The organism is Leisingera sp. ANG-M1 (assembly GCF_000813745.1).
Classification (GTDB): domain Bacteria; phylum Pseudomonadota; class Alphaproteobacteria; order Rhodobacterales; family Rhodobacteraceae; genus Leisingera.
In genome coordinates this window covers 1-18,585 of the sequence record NZ_JWLC01000019.1, presented here as the reverse complement: position 1 = coordinate 18,585, position 18,585 = coordinate 1, and the positions used below count along the sequence as shown (strand labels likewise).

Annotated in this window: 17 protein-coding genes; 2 read left to right on the top strand and 15 right to left on the bottom strand. The window is 61.7% G+C overall.

Translation table 11 applies throughout. From position 1 onward, the window contains the following. Positions 1–26 precede the first annotated feature (26 nt). A complete protein-coding gene (locus RA19_RS16125; RefSeq protein WP_039164445.1) occupies positions 27–2,075 on the bottom strand; it encodes an oxidoreductase in 2,049 nt (682 codons plus the stop codon). Between the two features lie 126 nt (positions 2,076–2,201). Between RA19_RS16125 and RA19_RS26615 the strand changes: the two genes are divergently transcribed. Then, entirely contained in the window at positions 2,202–3,254 is a 1,053-nt protein-coding gene (locus tag RA19_RS26615) for a helix-turn-helix transcriptional regulator (protein ID WP_039164444.1), read from the top strand. Between the two features lie 66 nt (positions 3,255–3,320). Here RA19_RS26615 and RA19_RS16115 read toward each other — a convergent pair whose 3' ends face one another. Genes RA19_RS16115 through RA19_RS16100 form a run of 4 tightly spaced genes read right to left on the bottom strand, consistent with a single transcriptional unit; the run spans position 3,321 to position 7,200 of the window. Beyond that, positions 3,321–4,355 carry an extracellular solute-binding protein gene (locus tag RA19_RS16115; RefSeq protein ID WP_039164443.1) on the bottom strand — a complete coding sequence of 345 codons (1,035 nt, stop codon included), beginning with the start codon at positions 4,353–4,355 and terminating at the stop codon, positions 3,321–3,323. 23 nt (positions 4,356–4,378) lie between these two features. Further along, positions 4,379–5,188 carry an ABC transporter permease gene (locus RA19_RS16110; protein ID WP_039130583.1) on the bottom strand — a complete coding sequence of 270 codons (810 nt, stop codon included), beginning with the start codon at positions 5,186–5,188 and terminating at the stop codon, positions 4,379–4,381. A gap of 3 nt (positions 5,189–5,191) precedes the next feature. After that, a complete protein-coding gene (locus tag RA19_RS16105) occupies positions 5,192–6,121 on the bottom strand; it encodes an ABC transporter permease (RefSeq protein WP_039164436.1) in 930 nt (309 codons plus the stop codon). Then, positions 6,121–7,200 carry an ABC transporter ATP-binding protein gene (locus tag RA19_RS16100; protein ID WP_039164435.1) on the bottom strand — a complete coding sequence of 360 codons (1,080 nt, stop codon included), beginning with the start codon at positions 7,198–7,200 and terminating at the stop codon, positions 6,121–6,123. Before RA19_RS16100 ends, RA19_RS16105 begins: the two co-directional genes overlap by 1 nt. A gap of 308 nt (positions 7,201–7,508) precedes the next feature. On the opposite strand from RA19_RS16100, the gene RA19_RS16095 reads away from it, so the two are divergent. Next, complete coding sequence (locus RA19_RS16095) at positions 7,509–8,909, top strand: aspartate ammonia-lyase (RefSeq protein ID WP_039164434.1); 1,401 nt, start codon at positions 7,509–7,511, stop codon at positions 8,907–8,909. Here RA19_RS16095 and RA19_RS16090 read toward each other — a convergent pair. The 10 genes from RA19_RS16090 to RA19_RS16045 all read right to left on the bottom strand — a co-directional run bounded on the left by RA19_RS16090 (position 8,906) and on the right by RA19_RS16045 (position 18,224). Next, a complete protein-coding gene (locus RA19_RS16090) occupies positions 8,906–9,160 on the bottom strand; it encodes a CBU_0592 family membrane protein (protein ID WP_052261828.1) in 255 nt (84 codons plus the stop codon). The genes RA19_RS16095 and RA19_RS16090 overlap by 4 nt on opposite strands. Continuing rightward, positions 9,157–9,537 carry a cupin domain-containing protein gene (locus tag RA19_RS16085; protein WP_039164433.1) on the bottom strand — a complete coding sequence of 127 codons (381 nt, stop codon included), beginning with the start codon at positions 9,535–9,537 and terminating at the stop codon, positions 9,157–9,159. Before RA19_RS16085 ends, RA19_RS16090 begins: the two co-directional genes overlap by 4 nt. 10 nt (positions 9,538–9,547) lie before the next feature. Then, complete coding sequence (gene argE, locus RA19_RS16080; RefSeq protein ID WP_039164431.1) at positions 9,548–10,684, bottom strand: acetylornithine deacetylase; 1,137 nt, start codon at positions 10,682–10,684, stop codon at positions 9,548–9,550. Positions 10,685–10,688: 4 nt separating this feature from the next. Next, positions 10,689–10,895, bottom strand: a complete 207-nt coding sequence (locus RA19_RS16075; RefSeq protein ID WP_039164429.1) for a dodecin — start codon at positions 10,893–10,895, stop codon at positions 10,689–10,691. 11 nt (positions 10,896–10,906) lie between these two features. Beyond that, entirely contained in the window at positions 10,907–12,976 is a 2,070-nt protein-coding gene (locus tag RA19_RS16070; RefSeq protein WP_039164428.1) for an oxidoreductase, read from the bottom strand. Between the two features lie 103 nt (positions 12,977–13,079). After that, complete coding sequence (locus RA19_RS16065; RefSeq protein ID WP_039164425.1) at positions 13,080–14,021, bottom strand: LysR substrate-binding domain-containing protein; 942 nt, start codon at positions 14,019–14,021, stop codon at positions 13,080–13,082. Positions 14,022–14,047: 26 nt separating this feature from the next. After that, positions 14,048–15,544, bottom strand: a complete 1,497-nt coding sequence (locus RA19_RS16060) for an aldehyde dehydrogenase (protein ID WP_039164421.1) — start codon at positions 15,542–15,544, stop codon at positions 14,048–14,050. A gap of 24 nt (positions 15,545–15,568) precedes the next feature. Next, the gene (locus tag RA19_RS16055) at positions 15,569–16,243 is read right to left on the bottom strand and encodes a DUF1028 domain-containing protein (RefSeq protein ID WP_039164418.1); all 675 of its coding nucleotides are present in this window, start codon (positions 16,241–16,243) and stop codon (positions 15,569–15,571) included. A gap of 107 nt (positions 16,244–16,350) precedes the next feature. Next, complete coding sequence (locus RA19_RS16050; protein WP_039135172.1) at positions 16,351–16,767, bottom strand: RidA family protein; 417 nt, start codon at positions 16,765–16,767, stop codon at positions 16,351–16,353. 182 nt (positions 16,768–16,949) lie between these two features. Beyond that, positions 16,950–18,224 carry a flavin-containing monooxygenase gene (locus RA19_RS16045; protein ID WP_039164415.1) on the bottom strand — a complete coding sequence of 425 codons (1,275 nt, stop codon included), beginning with the start codon at positions 18,222–18,224 and terminating at the stop codon, positions 16,950–16,952. Positions 18,225–18,585: the final 361 nt, after the last annotated feature.

Sequence of the window (18,585 nt, the reverse complement as noted above, 5' to 3'; positions counted from 1 at the left end):
CCAGCTCCGGTCCTTCTTTTCGTGTTTTAGACCGGATTGACCGGCATCGGCAGATAGGGCGGCACCGGCACCTCGTCCTGGTCCAGATCCCGCGCCCATTTGCTGCCGGAATGCACCGCCGCCGCAATGATGCTGGGGGCAACGCAATCGCCGATCTGCGATACCGATTTGATCCCCGCATCGGCCCATTCCGCTTCGCGGGCTATCAGTTCCTGATAAACCGTGTCTTCAGGCAGCTTTGACGTCAGCAGCACAATGGTGCCCAAAGGCAGTTCCAGCCCTTCGCCGCCGTGAACGCAGGCCAGCTTGACCGATCCCTCGGAGACACTCTCCAGCATCTTCAGCCGTTCGATCCGCACCCCCAGCTGCATCAGCCGGGCAATCACCTTGTGCTGCTCCATGGTCAGCGCCAGGTAGGGCGCGACCTCGTTGGCCGGGGTGACATAGGTGACCTGGTGCCCCTCCTTCACCAGCTTTTCCGCCAGCACGTTGCCCATATAGGCACCGTCCTCGTCATAGATCACCACCGGTCCCGAGACCCCTGCCCCGTCCAAGAGATCATCCGGTGTCAGCACATTCACCTCATCCCCGCGCAGCACCGGCGTTTGGTTCCAACGCCCGACCCCGTCGCGGCGCCACTTGGCGCCGGTGGCCAGAACGACATACTCCATTCCGAAGTCCAGAATATCCTCCGCTGTCAGCGGCGATTCCGTGTAGAGACTGACATTCCCAAGCTGCTGCAGCGCATAAAGCCGGTAGTCCGCCACCCGGATCCACTCCGACAGCCCCGGCAAGCCGGCCTCGCGCTTGACCCGCCCGCCCAGTTCGGCGCGGGCATCGGCCACCGTCACCTCATAGCCGCGCTTGGAGAGCACATTGGCGCACTCAAGCCCGGCAGGGCCACCGCCAACGATCAGAATGCTGTCGTCCGAGCCCTTTGGCTCCACCCGCTCCGGATGCCAGCCGCGCCGGTACTCGTCCATCACCGTGGGGTTCTGAGTGCAGCGCATCGGTGCATAAGACAGCTCGCCTGAGGCGCAGATATTGCAGCCGATGCATTCGCGGATGTCATCGACCCGGCCCTCGTTGATCTTGTTCGGAATGAACGGGTCAGCAATCGACGGCCGCGCTGCGCCGACCAGATCCAGCACCCCTCGCTTCACCTGGCTCAGCATCGTGTCGGGCGAAGTGAAGCGGCCGACGCTCACCACCGGCTTGTTCACGATCTCCTTCACAAAGGCGATCTGCTCTTCCTGAAACCCTTCCTTGGAAAAACGAGAGGTCTGGCTGTCCTCCGGCCAGTCCGACAGGTTCACATCCCACAGGTCCGGGATATCCTTCAGCATTTCCACCAGTTCCTGCCCCTGGGTCAGGTCGCCGTCGACTTCATTAACGGCAAAGCGGAAGGCCACGGCGCTGGTGTCTCCAACAGCTTCTTTCATGCCCTCCAGCACCTCCCGCAGCAGCCGGGCACGGTTTTCCAAGGACCCGCCGTACTCGTCCGAGCGAGTGTTATACTTGCTCTGCAGGAACTGGCTGAAGATCGACAGCCCGTGCGAGGCATAGGCATAGATAATGTCAAACCCGGCCTTCTTGGCCCGCACCGCCGCCGCGATATGCTGCTCGCGGACGGTTTTGATGTCCTGCTTATCCATCATCTTGGACTGGAACGGCTCCACCGACTCCAGTGTCAGAAACGAGCCCGGCCCCAAGGGCGGCGTGCGCGAGGCACGGTTGCCCGCCGCCAGGCCGACATGACCCAGCTCAACCCCGGCCAGGGCACCATGGCGGTGCACCGCCTCTGGCATCCGGGCAATGCGCTTTATGTCGTCGTCACTCCACAGGTGCAGCGAGGGGTAGGGCCAGAATTCGGTGGTATTGGCGATCTCGGCGATCTCGGTGCAGACAACGCCCCAGCCGCCCTCGGCCTTCATCTCCCGCATGCGGGTATTAGCATCGGGCGCATTGTCCGAGGTGCCGGAGCAATGCGGCACCTGGTAAAAGCGGTTCTTGGCGGTGACGGGGCCGATTTTCACAGGCTCGAACAGAATGTCATAGCGCGGGTCACGTGTCATGCTGGGTCTCCCTTGCTGGCTGCCTGCGAACTGCCGCAGCCGTTTCAAACCCAGCTTTACCCAAGGCGGCCTGCCGCAGTAGGGTCCCTAAAGGGACCCCTCCTCGAACCTGCGAAGCCTTTGCCCATGCACGACAATCCTGCACCGCCGCCGATGTCCTTCCCCGATCTGGCGGAGCCGGTGCGGCTTTGCGGCCGACCTGGGTTCCAGCGGGCGCTGCTAGAGGCGCTAGGCCGGTTCTTGCAAGCCGATACCAGCGGTGTCCTGCAGTATTCGCGCTATGCCGTGCCGCATTACTTTATCCATGACAACGTGCCGGATCAGGAGATTTCCGCCTACTTGGCTGGGGCGTACCGGTTCGACCCCTTCTTCCGCCATTGGCGCGAGACCGGGCAAACGGGACTGCTCAGCCTGGCTTCTCTGGCCAAAGCCTCGGACCGGATCCGGGAAAGCCTCGAAAGCTACGTGGCCAGTTTCCAGCCACGCACCGGGATGGCGGATGAAATCGCCCTGATCTGCCCTAAGATCGGGGGACACGCAGACAACTACTTCTTCTTGCGGCAAGAGCCTTTCACGGAGATGGAACTGGCATTGCTGTCAACGCTGTTTCCCACCCTGCACGCCCTACACAAACGCAATCAGGAACTGGTACTGGCACAGCTGGAGGACGGGGCCGGACAGGAAACAGGATTTCCGGATGCCGACGCTTTTTTGATCGAAGACAGCAGAGGCAAACCCGCCTTTGCCGATGCCAGTTGGTCCACAATGGCCGGACAGGATCTGGCGGTCTCAGAGGCGGTCGAAACCGCGCGCCGCGCGCCCGGAACTCCGGTTTCTGCAGGTCAGGCGCAGGTCCTGTGCGAACCTTTGGACGAAGAGTTTGCCCTGGCTCCCGGCGGGCGCATCACCTTCCTGATCCGGCGCCCGGCCGCAGAGGCTTCTCTCGATCTCGAAACCGCGCTGCAGCAACTGTTCCGCGAACGGCTGACAGAACGCGAAACGGCCATCTGCGGGCTGATCCTGCGCGGCCAGCCGACGGTCACTGTCGCGGAAACCCTGGGCATTTCAGCGGGCACCGTGAAGAACCACCGCAAACGGATCTACCGCAAGCTCGACATCACCACCGAACGGGAATTGTTCCTGATGCTGCTCCAGCACATCGGCAGCCCGCCGGATTGACCGCAAAAAAGCCCCGGGCACGCAGCACCCGGGGCAGGCTGTCCTGACGGACTACCAGGGGAGGTATTACTTTTTCAGGTTGGTCCAGATGGTGTCATAGACTGCCTGGGTCTGCTCATCGCAAACTTGGATGAAGGCAGTGGAGACACCGGCCGGCGGGTTGTTCTCAGGCGATGTGCGCAGGGCCTCGTCCAGATGGTCGGAAACCCCGTCCACACCAGCCGAATACTGGGTCCAGTTGGTCAGCGCCGCGACGTTTTCCGGCTCCAGCATGAAGTCCAGGAACTTCAGCGCGTTCTCGCGGTTCGGCGCATCCTTCAGCAGCACGATGTTGTCCATCCATACCAGCATGCCCTGCTCAGGATAGGCGTATTCCACGTTGGCGCCTTCCGCACGGGCCTTGGCCGAGAAACCGTTCCAGATCATGCCCGCCGAAACGTCGCCCGAGACCAGCACTTCCTTGGCGGTGTCCGAGTTGAACGAGGTCCAGTTCTCCTTGGCACCCTGCACCAGCGCGTTCAGTGCCTTCAGCTGTTCACGGTCATTCGTGCATTGCGGGATGCCCAAGTGCAGCGAGGCCATCGCCAGCACATCTGCCTGGCTGTCCAGAACGTTGATGCGGCCCTTCAGCTCTTCCGGCGGGTTGAACAGAATGTCGGTGGACTGGATATCGCCCTGGTAATCATCCCGGTTCACTGAAAAGCTGGTGGAACCCCACTGATAAGGGATCGAGTGCATCCGGCCCGGGTCGAAATCAACGTCCAGCCATTGGTCGGAGATGTTGGCTTTGTTCTTCAGTTCGCCATCCGCAATGGTGTCCAGCATGCCCTGGTTCTTGAGGATCGCCACCATGTAGTCGCCGGGCACCGACAGGTCATAGGTGCCGATGGCGCCGGCCTTGAGGCTGGCCAGCATGGCTTCGTTGCTGTCGAAGGTGTCCATGGTGACCTTGATGCCGGTTTCGGCAGTGAACTTGTCCAGCAGCTCCTGCGGCATGTATTCGAACCAATGGTAAAGAACCACTTTCTCTTCCGCGGCTGCTGCCGTTGCGCCGACCGTCAGCGCCAGTGCGGCAGCAGTGGTTTTCAGCATGGTTTTCATTTCCGTTTCCTCCGTGTTGAGACTTACTTGGTGTTGTCTGATTTGCTGACGAAATAGCTGATGGTGACCATCACGATGGAGAAGCTCAGCAGCATGGTTGAGATCGCCATGATGTTGGGTTTGATCCCCTGTTTCACCGAACCGAAGATCGCGGTGGGCAGGGTTTCGACACCGGCGCCTTTGACGAAATTGGTGATGATGAAGTCATCCAGAGAGACGATGAAGGCCAGCAGGAAGCCCGAGATGATCCCCGGTGCCATCAGCGGCATCAGCACTTTGGTGAAGGCCTGGCGCTTGGTGGCGTAAAGGTCCATTGCCGCCTGTTCAAAGCTGTCCTCGATACCCTGCATCCGGGCCGAGATCGGCAGGTAGGCAAAGGGGATGCAGAAGGCGATATGGGCAACCAGGATGGTCAGGTAGCCGCGGGTGAAGCCGATCGAGTTGAAGAAGATCAGCGTCGCAACTGCGGTCACGATCTCGGGCACCATCAGCGGCAGCGAGATCAGGCCAAAGGATACGGTCCGCAGTTTGAACTTGCCGCCGCGCACCATGGCGGTGGCCGCCAATGTGGCAATGGTGGTCGACGCCGTGGCCGCCATGATAGCAATGGTGAAGCTGTTGAAGGCCGCCACCTTGAACTTGTCGCTTTCCGGGCCGGTGAAGACATCGGCGTACCAGCGGAACGACAGGCCTTCCCAGTTGGTGATCGAGGCTGATGCGTTGAAGCTGTAAATCGTGACGATCACCAGCGGCGCATAGAGCACCAGAAGGCACAGGAGGGTGATGGCACGGAAGCCCTTGTAGGTCTTGATGTCATTGTTGACGGTTGCCATGGCTCAGCTCCCTCCGTTTTCGGCTTTGGATTGCTGGCGGGCAAAGATCAGCAGGATGATCAGCACCATGGTCAGCAGGATCATCGACGCCGCCGCCCCAAAGGGCCAGTTGCCCGCGTTGCCCTTGAACTGCTCTTCGATCAGCGAGCCGATCATGAAGTTCTTGGCGCCGCCAAGAAGGTCGGGAGCCAGGAAGGAGCCCATCGAAGGCACAAACACCAGGATGCACCCCGCGATGACGCCCGGTTTGATCGCAGGCAGCACGATACGGCGCAGCGTGACCCATTTCGGCGCATAAAGATCCGCCGCCGCCTCGGAGAGCGAGAAGTTGTAGCGTTCCACCGCCGCATAAATCGGCAGCACCATGAACGGCAGGTAGGAGTAGAACAGCCCCAGCTGCACCGCAAAGTTGGTGTTGACGATATGGATCGGGCTGTCGATCAGGCCGGTGCCGATCAGGAAGTCATTCAGCGGCCCCTGGTCGCGCAGCAGGAACTTCATCGACACGGTGCGGATCAGCAGGTTCACCCAATAGGGGATGGTGATCAGGAACACCCAGAACGGGCGCACGCGCTCGGGCCGCGTGGCAATGAAGTAGGCAGTCGGGAAGCCGATCACCAGGCTAAGGAGCGTCGCCGCGCCGGCCTGCCAGATCGATCGCCAGAAAATGGTGATATAGGTCCATTCGATCTTGGCCGGCTCGTCGCCGAACAGCCCGCGGTCAAAGAAGAACTGATCATAGGCCGCCAGCGACGGTTCCCAGATCACCCCGCCGCGGAATTCCTTGGTCAGGAAGGAATAGACCAGCATCATGCATACGGGCGCGAGGACAAAGATCCCAAGAACCGCCCAGGAGGGAAGCAACAGCCAGTTGCGTGCTTCCTTGTATGTGTCTGTTGTTGCGCTGCCGCCGCTTGCTGCACCTGCTGCCATCAGTCCACCAGGAGGCGCCCGGCCCCCAGCTCCATATTGACAAAGATTTCGCTGCCCGGCTCAAAGATGCGCTTGTTGCCGCGCTCGGAATTCGAGGTCCGCACGATGAACTGCGGCCCCTCGGCCAGATCGACAATTGTGCTGATGTCGGTGCCGACAAAGATGTTCTCGACCACCCGGCCTTTCAGCGCTTCGCCTTCGACCGGCACATCCGTGGTGAACAGCCGCTCGGGCCGCACCGACATATGCACCTTGGCGCCGACATTGATGCCTTCGACCGAGTTGCAGGTCAGCGCATGGCCGCCGCCCAGATGGCAGACCGCGCGGCCGTTCATCACCTGATCGACCGAGACCTCCAGCAGATTGGTCTCGCCGATGAAATCCGCCACGAACATATTGCGCGGCTGTTCATAGATCTCGGTCGGGCTGCCCAGCTGCTGCATCTCGCCTGCCGACATCACCGCGATGCGGTCGGACATGGTGAGCGCCTCTTCCTGGTCATGGGTCACAAAGATAAAAGTGATCCCGGTTTCCCGCTGCAGGTGCTTCAGCTCCAGCTGCATGGCTTTCCTGAGCTTCAGATCAAGCGCCGACAGCGGCTCGTCCAGAAGCAGGACTTTAGGCTGTGGCGCCAGCGCACGCGCCAGCGCCACACGCTGCTGCTGGCCGCCTGAGAGCTGAGACGGTTTGCGTGCAGCGAATTGCGACAGTTGCACCAGTTCCAGCATTTCGCCGGCGCGGGTGCGCGCCTCGGACTTGGACTTGCCGCGCATCTCCAGGCCAAAGGCGACGTTTTCCAGAATGGTCATATGCGGGAACAGCGCATAGTTCTGGAACACCGTGTTCACCGGCCGCTGATGCGGGGGCAGTTTCTCGATCTCATCCCCGTAAAGGAGGATCTCGCCCTCGGTCACATCCTCAAACCCTGCGATCATCCGCAAAAGCGTTGTCTTGCCGCAGCCCGAGGGCCCCAGCAGGGTAAAGAACTCATTATCCTTGATGGTCAGCGAAATCCGCTTGAGGGCCGTGAAGTCCCCATAGCGCTTGACCGCGTTACGCACATCAATCGCGTTTGACATCCTCTCCGACACTTGCGCCTCCCTCAATGCCGCTTGACGTTTGTCCCAGCATAGGAAGCGCAGGGGTTCGCATTAAGAATTGACTCCCTCAGCAAATGTTAGTCTCTGCCTAACCTTTGAAAACTTATTATTTTCTGCAACTTATCCATATTCGAACAACCTGCTGACCGCTCTGTGAATAGCTCTGAAAATGTCGTCGGCGCAGCTTTGCAGAATCCTAACCGGTGGCAAGGAAACCGCGTCTTTACCGGCTTGCCGGGCAGCTCTTAGGCAAGGGCGGAGTTTCACAGCGGCCAGGACCAAAGACGATGCAAACCACACGCCAGGAACAGGACTCCATCGGCCCGGTTGAGCTGCCCGCAGACAGCCTGCACGGCATCCAGACCGAGCGCGCCCGGCAGAACTTCCCGATCACCGGCGTGCCGCTGTCACATTTCCCGGCGCTGGTGCGCAGCTTGGCAATGGTGAAATCCGCCGCCGCCCGCGCCAATGCGGAAACCGGCGGGCTGGAACCGGACAAGGCCGGCGCAATCACAGCCGCCTGTGCCAGCATCGTCGCGGATCAGCATCACGCGCATTTCAGCGTCGACATGATCCAGGGCGGCGCCGGCACCTCGACCAACATGAACGCCAACGAGGTGATCGCCAACCTCGCGCTTCTATGGATGGGGCGCGAGCCCGGGGACTACGCACATCTGCACCCGAACGACGATGTGAACCACGGCCAGTCCACCAATGACGTCTACCCGACCGCAATCCGGCTGGCGGTGCTGGCCAGCACCGCGCCGCTATGTGAGGCGCTGCACGCGCTGCAGCAAGCTTTTGACGAACGGGCCAGGGCCTTTGACGGCATCGCAAAGGTTGGCCGCACCCAGCTGCAGGACGCAGTGCCGATGTCGCTGGGGATGGAGTTTGCCTCCTTTGCTGTTACGGTGGGCGAGGACATCGACCGGCTGCGCGATATCAGCCAGCTCTTGACCGAAGTGAACCTGGGCGGCACCGCCATCGGCACAGGGGTAAACGCCGAACCCGGCTATGCCCCGCTGGCGCTGCAATATCTGTCCGAGCTGTCCGGGTTTGACCTGAAACAGGCGGGCAATCTGATCGAAGCCTCCTCGGACCTTGGCGCCTTTGTCGCCTATTCCGGCATCCTGAAACGTGTAGCGGTGAAGCTCTCGAAAATCTGCAACGACCTGCGACTGTTGTCCTCCGGCCCTCGTGCCGGCTTTGGCGAGATCACCCTGCCGGCGGTACAGGCTGGCTCTTCGATCATGCCGGGCAAGGTCAACCCGGTGATCCCCGAAGTGGTCAACCAGGTCTGCTTCCAGGTGATCGGCAATGACCTGACCATCACCATGGCCGCCGAGGCTGGCCAGCTTCAGCTCAACGCGATGGAGCCGGTGGTGGCCTATAACCTGCTGGAATCGATCCGGATTTTGAAAAACGCTGTCGAAGTGCTGACAGAGAAATGCGTGACCGGCATCACTGCCAACGAAGACCGCTGCGCAGCGCTGCTAGACAACAGCCTGGTACTGGCCACAGCCCTCGCCCCGCATCTGGGCTATGACGCCGCCGCCAGGATCGCCAAGGAAGCGCTGGCCTCTGGCCGCAGCATCAGCGCGGTGCTGGCGGAAACCGGCAGCTTGTCAGCTGACAAAACAAATAAAATTCTAAGCAATGCCGCAATGCTGAACGGGCCGGAGCGTTAAGCTCTGGCCCGCAGGTTCCGCCAGATGGCGAGCAGTGCAATCAGCAGGAACATCACCTCAATCACGATGGCGCCGAGGTTTGGGCGGTAGACCAGCGAAATCATCACCAAAGCCCCGCCCGCGATATTAGCCGCATTGAACGGAATTCTGTCGGCCGGCAGAAAATTGCGCGTGGCCATGTAATAGGCCACGACAATGACCACCGAGCCGATTAGGCCAAGCGCGTCATACCAGGCGATTTCTGTAATCACCCGGGCAGATCTGTCGTCACTGCCAGGTAAGATTTGCGCGCCACATCGCTGCGGATGTCCCACAGCACCGGGGTACCCTTGGCAATGATCCAGCTGTCGCCGGGGCCATAAACCACGGTGTCACCGGTCGCCTCATTGGTCAGCGCCACCTCGCCGTCCAGCAGGGTTGCGTGCTCGTGAAAGCCATAGGTGACGCGGTATTTGCCCTTGGTCACTGAATACAAACCTCCGAACACCGGATCGTCCGGGCTGCCCAGATCGAAACTGCCGGCACATTCCGGCGCGCCTTCGACGGTTTCGGAGCCGATATCCTCGGGCGTGCCCCAGGCGTCCAGGTCTCCTCGCTCCATGGTTTGCAGATAGGCTGTCATTGTCATGCTGTATTCCTCAATTAGTCAGATCTTCCAGGATCCGGTCCATCATCGCGTCGCAGGCGGCGAGTTGGCTCAGTTCCAGATATTCGTCGGGCTTGTGCCCCTGCCCTTCCATCGAGCCCGGGCCGCAAACCACGGTGGGCACCCCCAGCTGGTCAAAGAACCCGGCCTCGGTGCCAAAGGCGACCTTGGTGGTGCTATTGCTTTGGGCCAGCTTCTGGGCAAAGGGGACAACCGGGCTGTCCGCAGGCACATCCAAGCCGGGATAGGCGTTGTATTGCTCCACCTCGACGCTGGCCTCCGCCGGGTAGCGGGCGCTGACACGGTCAGCAGCGGCCTGAATGCGGGCCAGAATGTCCGCCCCCCGGTCGGCGGCCAGATGGCGGTACTCGAATGTCAGCTCGGCGCGGTCCGGCACGATGTTCAATGCGGTGCCGCCGCTCATCTTGCCGGCATGCACGGTGGAATAGGGCACCGCATAAGCCGTATCCCGCGCGCCATTGGCGGCGAAATCCTCCTGCAGCGTGCGCAGTTCGGCCAGGAAATCCCCGGCAAGGTGCAAAGCGTTGGTGAAGTTGGGAGCAAGGGCCGAATGCCCGCTTTGGCCGTGGCACACGGCGCGCAGAGCCGCTTTGCCCTTGTGGCCGATGGCGACTTCCATCTCGGTCGGCTCGCCGACGAAACAGGCCCGCGGCTGTCCGATCAGCGGTGCCAGCCGCTCCAGCATTTCCTGAATGCCAACGCAGCCGACCTCCTCGTCATAAGACAGCGCGATTTTCAGCGGTTCTTTCAGATCCGCCTTCGCCGCCCTGTCTGCCAGCGCCAAAGCACTGGCCGCGTAACCCTTCATATCGGTGGTGCCGCGGCCATAGACGCGGTCACCGTCGCGGGTCAGCCGGAAAGGATCGCGGCTCCAGTCCTGGCCGTCCACCGGCACCACATCGGTATGCGCTGACAGCAGAACCCCCCGCCCCGCCGGGCCTTTCTCGGCATAAAGCCCGGTCTTGGACCCATCCGGCGACGGAAGCCGCATCACCGCAAAGCCGCGCTCGGCCAGGAAACCCTCAACATAAGCGGCAAGTTCCAGATTGGAGTTGCAGCTGACCGTGTCAAATCCGATCAGCCGCTCCAGGATGTCCAGCGTCTGCATGGTCTCAGTCAAGCCGAAACCCGATCTTCATGCCGACCTGATAGTGGGCAACCTTGCCATCGGTGACATGGCCCCGGATCTCGCCCACCTCGAACCAGCCGATGTGGTCGATGGTCTTGGAGGCCTTGGCAATGGCCCCGCTCACCGCATCCTCAATGCTTTCGGTGGAGCTGCCCACCACATCAACCGTCTTGTAAATTGCATCACTCATGGCCTTCCTCCTCAGTCTGCGGCCAGCTCGGTGATTTCGCGGCGGAAGGGCAGCGCATCGCCGATATCCGGCCCATCCAGCTCACGCGCATAGCGGTGGCCTGCATAGGTGGCCCAAGCAATCGGCCCCGGCGCGTTCGCATCGCCAATCAGTTTGACCGATTTAATCCCTGCGTCCAGCCATTCCGCTTCGCGGGTGAGGAGATCTTCGTAGATGCTGTCATTGCCGGTGCGGGAAGCGACCATCACCACCGCATCCGCCTCGATGTTCCAGGTGCGGTCCGTGTAGGTGCAGTTGCTGACCACGTGGCCCGCGTGGATTTCAGTCACGCCACGGTTCAGCACGATCTCCACCCCGGCCTCAACCAGGCGCGGGTGGATCGCCACCTGCTCCAGCGTATTGTTGGTCCAATCGCTGACATAGGCCGACGGCGTGACCAGCGTCACTTGCGCGCCCTTCGAGGCCAGCAGCTCGGCCAGCACGCCGCCCATGTAGTAGTGGTCGTCATCATAAACCACCACGCGGCCCTCGGGGATGGTGCCGTCCATCAGATCGTCGGGGGTATAGACCTTGGCGCCTTCGGCAATCGGCATCGGCACCACATGCTGGCGCGAGACCCCGTCGCGGCGCCAGGTGGAGCCAGTGGCGATGCAGACGTTCTCGAAGCCGAATTCCAGAATGCTGTCCGCGTCTAGCGGGCTTTCGCGGTAAATTTCGACGTTCGGGCGCTGGCTCAGCTGGTAGTCGCGGTAGTCGACGACGCGGCCCCAGGCATTGAGGCCCGGTAGAGTGCGTTCGCGGGTCACCCGGCCACCGATCACATCCTTGGCCTCGGCCACCGCCACGTCGTAGCCGCGGCGGCACAGTGCCCAGGCGGCTTCCAGACCTGCAGGGCCGGAGCCGACCACCAGCACGTTGGAGCTGTCGCCCTTGGTGTTCATCTTCTCCGGATGCCAGCCTTTGCGCCATTCCTCCATAAAGGTCGGGTTCTGGGTGCAGCGGCTGATCGACATGGTCATGTCGCCGGTGATGCAGATGTTGCAGCCGATGCATTCGCGGATGTCCTCGATGCGGCCTTCCTCGATCTTCTTGGGCAGGAAGGGATCGGCAATCGACGGACGCGCGCAGCCGATGAAGTCCAGCGTGCCGGATTTTACCATCTTGGCCATCACATCCGGGCTGGTGAAGCGGCCGACGCCGACAATCGGCTTGTCCGACAGCTCATGAATGCCGCGCACCAACTGCTCCTGCGCCGCCTCTTCCTTGAACCGCGACGGGCCCGAGCAGTCTTCCCAGGTCCCCTGCGCCAAGTCCCAAAGGTCCGGCAGGTCCTTGTTCATCTCGATGTAATCGCGCACCTCAGCATTGGAGAAGCCCAGTTCGCCGATGGTCTCATCGAGCGACACCCGCAGGGTTATCGCCATCGTGTCGCCCACCGCATCGCGCATGTCCGCGATAACTTCCTGGCTGAACCGCGACCGGTTCTCCAGGCTGCCGCCGTATTCATCCGAGCGCTGGTTGGTAGCGCGGCTCAGGAAGTGTTGGAAGATGCCGAACCCATGCGCGCCATACAGGCAGATCAGGTCAAACCCGGCCTCTTTCGAGCGTTTCGCCGCGTTCACAAACCAGCGGCGCAGGTCCTTGATGTCCTGTTTGTCCAGCGCGCGCGCCTGCACCGGGTCATTGGTAAAGGTGCGGATCGGCAGCGCAGACGGCGCCAGTGGCACCTCTTTGGTGTAAAGGTTCGGGCCGTTGATCCCGGAATAGGCCAGCTGGATACCGGCTAGCGCGCCGTGGGTCTTCATCCGCTCCGACATTTTGCGCAGCTGCGGTATGTCCTTGTCCTCCCACAGGCGCAGTTCGATGAAGGGGGTGATTTCCGAAGTGTGATGCATCTCGCACTGTTCGGTGAAGATGACACCCCAGCCGCCCTCGGCCTTGATGCCGCGCATCGCCGCAGCTGCAGACGGGTCGCGGTAGCCGCCGCCGTTGCAATGGGGCACCTGATAAAAGCGATTCTTGGCTGTGAGCGGGCCGATGTTCATCGGCTCGAACAGAATATCATAGCGGGGATCGCGCAATTTCCATCTCCTTCGTGCAAGAGTGCCAAAAGGGTACAGGACTGAGCGCGTTGCTAAAGTTCAGCTTGCGAAAGCGTTGATTAGCCTGCAGCTAAGCCGCGGCTCAGCCGCCTTCCGGCGCCGTCTTCAACCCCGGAAGCGCACCTTCTTCCACCAGCTCCGAGCAATGCTCGACAAAGGAGCGGATGGTGATCGAGTTCTCGGAATCCGGCGCCATCAGCAACCCCATCCGCATCGGCCGGAGATCGCCCCTGATCGGAATGAACCGCAGTGGCTTGCCGTCCGGCGACTGGTCATTGATCGGTTGGATATTGGCGATGGAGTAGCCATAGCCATTGGCAACCAGGCTGCGCATCACCGCCATGTCGCGGGTGCGTTCGGCGACATTGGGTTTGACTCCGGCCTCATGAAAGAACGACAGGAAGTATTCGGCACTGAACGGCAGATCCAACAGCACCATCGGGTGCTCGCGCAGCTCTTTAACCGTCACATCCGCGCGGTCCGCCAGCGGATGGTCCTCGCCAACCAGCGCATAAGGCGGCAGCTCTGCCAAAGTGATGAAGCGCAGGTCCGCAGGAATATCCAAATTATAAGTCAGCGCGATGTCGATCTCGGCCCGCCGGATGCCGCTGAAGATCGCTGCCTGGTCCAGCTCGATCTGGCGCACGTTCACATCCGGATACCGGTCCTCGAACCCGCGCCGGACCGAGGGCAGCACCACTTGGGCAAAAGTCAGCAGGCAGCCCACCGCCAGGGGCCCGCGCACCTGGCCGGAGATATCGCCCGCGATATCCATCATCCGGTCCGCTTCGCGCAAGACGGTGCGGGCCTGCTCCAGCATCACCCGCCCGGCCTGGGTCAGCGCCAGCCCTTGCGCGTGCTGGCGCACAAACAGCGGCAGCCCGAACTCCTGTTCGAGCTGCGCAATCGCCGCCGAGATCGACGGCGACGACACATTCACCTTGTCCGAGGCCAGCGCGATTGAGCCCGCCTCCCCGACTGCCACAAAATACTCAAGCTGGCGCAGCGTGTATCTGACAGGCAAAGGCAGGCTCTCCCGGGCTGATGGGATCAAGCCTTGTACTTGATCCAGGTTGTTTTCAAAGCAGTGTACTTCTCAAGCGAGTGCAAAGACAAATCCCGTCCGAAGCCGGACTGCTTCATGCCGCCAAAGGGCGTCTGCGCCGACAGCGCATCGACGGTGTTGACCGAGACAGTGCCCACCTGCAGCTTGTCCGACACCCGGCAGGCACGGCTGAGGTTATCGGTCCAGACCGACGCGGCGAGACCATAGATCGAGTCATTGGCCATGGCGACGGCCTCATCCTCGCTGTCGAACGGAATGACCGACAGGACGGGGCCAAAGATCTCATCCCGCGCCAGCGGGTTGTCGTGGCTCACGTCATCAAAGATCGTCGGCTGCACAAAGCAGCCCTTGCCTTCGACGGTGACACGCTCACCGCCTGCCACCAGATTGGCCGTGCCCTTGCCTGCCTCGACAAAGCGCATAATGCCTTCGGTCTGCTTCTCATCGACAATGGCGCCCATTTTCGAGGCCGGATCCAGCGGATCGCCCGGTTGGGTGGCCTCAGCGCGGGCAATCAGCTTCTCGACAAAGGCGTCCTTGATCGAGCGCTCCACATACAGCCGCGAATTGGCCGAGCAGACCTCGCCCTGATTGAAGAAAATGCCAAAGGCAGCCATGTCGGCGGCGGCATCCAAGTCCTCGCAATCTGCAAATACCAGATTGGGACTCTTGCCGCCGGTTTCAGGCCAGACCTGCTTCAGGTTGGATTGTCCCGAATACTGCATGAACATCTTGCCAATGCCGGTGGAGCCGGTGAAGGCGAGGCAATCCACATCCATATGCAGCCCCAGCGCCTTGCCTGCAGTGACGCCATAGCCCGGCACCACGTTGAAGACCCCGTCCGGCAGCCCAGCCTCTGCTGCCAGCTCCGCCAGCCGCAATGCCGACAGAGGCGATTGCTCCGCCGGTTTCAGCACCACCGAGTTGCCTGCAGCCAATGCCGCCGCAGCCTTCCAGGTCGCCATGTCCAGCGGGAAGTTCCAGGGCGTCACCGCCCCGACCACGCCCAACGGCACCCGGGACACCAGCGCCAGGTCACCCGGCCCGGTCGGCGCCACTTCGTCATAAACCTTATCGATGGCTTCCGCGTACCACTGGAAGAAATGCGCAGACCCCGGTGCATCCACGGTGGCGGCATCAGTGACCAGCTTGCCCATGTCCAGGCTGTCCAGCAGCGCCATCTCCTCCAGGTTTTCCCGGATTAGGTCTGCCAGCTTCAGCATCACCGCCTTACGTTCGCCCGGCGCCATCCGCGACCAGCGCCCGTCCTCAAACGCACGGCGGCCCGCCGCCACGGCACGGTTCACATCCTCTTCATCGCATTCGGCAACCTGCGCCAGCACCTCACCCGTTGCCGGGTTGACGCTGCCAAAAGTCTTGCCCGAGGCCGCATCCACAAACTTTCCGTCAATGAAAGCCTGGCCGCGGAAGTTCAGCGCCGCGGCACGGGATTTCCAATCGTCGTGAGTATAGTCCAGCATGTTTCTCTCCCTGATGCGCCGCGTTTATTCGTCCCCAGGCACGCCGTAAGACGGCGCCTCGCGCGGATCGAGCGCGCGCTGGACATAGGCGTCCAGCTGCGGCTTGTAGATGTCCCAGGCGGTGGCGATGGCCTCAATCGGGCAGTCCTCAGTCCAATCGCAGCGCAGATCCGCCACCGGCCAGCTCACCTTGTCGACGATCTTCATGCCGGCTGAATGCACCGGCCCGGCCTCGCCGCCAGCCGCCAGCCCGGCACGCATCGCGGCAATCAGCCGGTCGCCCAAATGCCCCGAAGAGGCCGTGAACCCTTCCACGATGGCCTGGCACACACCGTCATTGGCCAAAAGATTGCCACCCGAAGCGACGTCCTTGCCCTCAGCTTGCGTCCAGATCCCCAAACTGTTCGGCCCGGAATGAATGGCAGTGCCGCCAATGCTGTCCACCGCCAGCACCTGCCGGTACTCAATGAAACGGCCAATCTCGCGCACTTTCGCCACCGCTGCAGCAGCGGTCATGCCCTGTTCCATCAAGTCCAAAGCCAGCGGCCCCAGGCTCGGATCAGTCACATTCTGGCTCGCCACCGCGCCGACACCCGCCCGGGCAAACGAACAGCGTGCCGCCACTGCAGGCGAGGACGAGGAAATCGCAATACCGAACATGCCCGTCTCTGCGCACCGTGCCACAAGCGAAAAGGTCATGAGCTAGCCTCCTGCTGCTTCTTTCTGGTTAAAAGTACCCCCGGGGGAGCGCGAGGGGGCAGGCAGCCCCCTCGTTCCCGCCCTCAACCCCAGGCGCAATCGGTTATTCAGTCCGGAATAACCGCGGTGCCGTCGATCTCCACCAGCCACTCTGGCCGCGCCAGCGCCTGCACCACCAGACCGGTCGAGACCGGATGCACGCCTTTGATATATTCGCCCATGGTGCGGTAGACTGCCTCGCGGTGGCGCACGTCAGTGATGTAAACGACCACCTTCACCAGATGCTCCATCGAACCGCCGGCTTCCTCAATCAACTGCTTGATGTTCTGCATCACCTTGTGGGTCTGCTCGACCGGATCATGGCTGTCGATATTGACGGCATCATCCAGGTTCTGCGGGCATTGGCCGCGCAAATAAACAGTCTTACCGCCTTGCGTCACCACCGCCTGGCACAGGTCATTGTCCAGGTTCTGCTCCGGATAGGTGACGCCGGTATTGAACTTGCGGATACGGGTATGGGCCATGGTGTCCTCCTGGCATGGCGGGGCGGCGATCCGGCCACAGGCTGTGTTTGCCGCCAAAGATTTCATGAACCGCGGGCGGGCCAAATTACCTTCTGGCTACGCCTTGCTTCGGCTCAGGTTAACAAGGCCTGCACGCGCCCCAGGGGGACGGGGCGGTGCAGGCTGCGCGGGAACTTGGGCGCTCAGGCCTCGTCCGCCCGGCGCTCGCCGGGACCGCGGTAAGTTTCATAGTGGCGCTGAATGGCGATCTGGTCAGCCACATGCTTGGCATCATGCCAAACGCCCCAGATAAAGGTCGACCCGCGCCGCGACTGCCAGGGCAGGCCCAGGAAATAGATCCCCGGCTCCACCGACACCCCGCGCTGATGCTGCGGGCGGCCCTTTTCGTCGAAGGCATCCACATTCATCCAGCCAAAGTCCTGGCGGAAGCCGGTGGCCCAGAGAATGGTGGTGATGCCTTCCGCCGCCAGATCCAACTCGCCGATCGGATTGGTCAGACTGTCTGGATCGGCAAAAGCCTCGCGCGCCTGCGGCTCTTCCGGCAGATCAATGCCAGTACGCGCCACATATTCGTCGGCAAGATCCAGCATCTTCAGGTAATCAGCGTCGCCATTGGCAATGTTTTCCTGCAGATCGCCCGCAAATTTGATGGTCCCGCCATCATAGCTTTCCGTCAGGCCCAGCAGGGTTACGCCCTCGCCTGCCAGACGGCGGAAATCCATGGTCTGGCCGCCGTAGGCGCCGCTGACCGAGATCGTCACATGCTCCTTGCCCGGCTCCAGCGCCGCCTGGTCCCACAGGCCCAGCACCCCCAGCCACCAGACGAAATCACGGCCGCGGTACATGCGCGGCGGCCGGTCGTGTGGGCCAACTGACAGATAGACCTTGCGGCCCGCCCGGTTCAGCTCATCCGCAATTTGCGCTCCCGAAGAACCCGCGCCCACAACCAGCACTGCGCCCTCAGGCAATTGTTCGGGATTGCGGTAGTGGAAGGAATGCAGCTGGTTCACTGCCGCCCCTTGCGGCACCACCGGCGGGATCACCGGATGCTGGAAGGCGCCGGTGGCGGCAACGATCCGCTGCGCCTCGATCACCCCGTCCGAGGTCTCGACCCGGAAACCGCCGGTGCCGTTGATGCGCTCGGCCTTCTTCACTTCGACACCGGTGCGGATCGGCGCATTGAAGCGCTCGGCATATTCGACCATGTAATCCGCAACCCGCTCTTTGGCGGGAAAAGATTCAGGGTCGGCTCCGGTGAATTCCAAGTTCGGAAACCGGTCATGCCAGGCCGGGCCGTTAGCCACCAGGGAATCCCAGCGCCCGGTGCGCCAAGCTTCGGCAATCCGGTTTTTCTCCAGCACCAAATGCGGCACGCCGTGGCTGGTCAGATGCTCGCTCATGGCCACGCCGGCCTGGCCTGCACCAACAACCAGCGTGTCTACCTTTTCAATCGCCATTTCCAAACCCTCTCCTGACACTTCGGCGCGGCCTGTGCCATCACCGGTCTTCCTCAACAGGAATTCCACATCCCCTGGACAGGAAAAAGAAATCTATGGCTTACCTCTGGTTCGCGTAGAGCTAAGCAGGATTTCATCGTTTTAAATTAGAAGCTTAACAGGCCGCTTGCAGCAAAAGGAAAAGCCGTTCTGCCAGGTACAGGGCAGAACGGCTTAGGACGCGCCTTGCATTGGAAACCGGCGCGAGGAGGGTCAGCGCATGACGAATGGGTCCGGGATTTGTTCGTCTGATGTTCTGAGCCATACGGCTTTAGTTTTTGTGTAGTCGAGGGCGGCTTGCAGGCCGCCTTCGCGGCCGTGG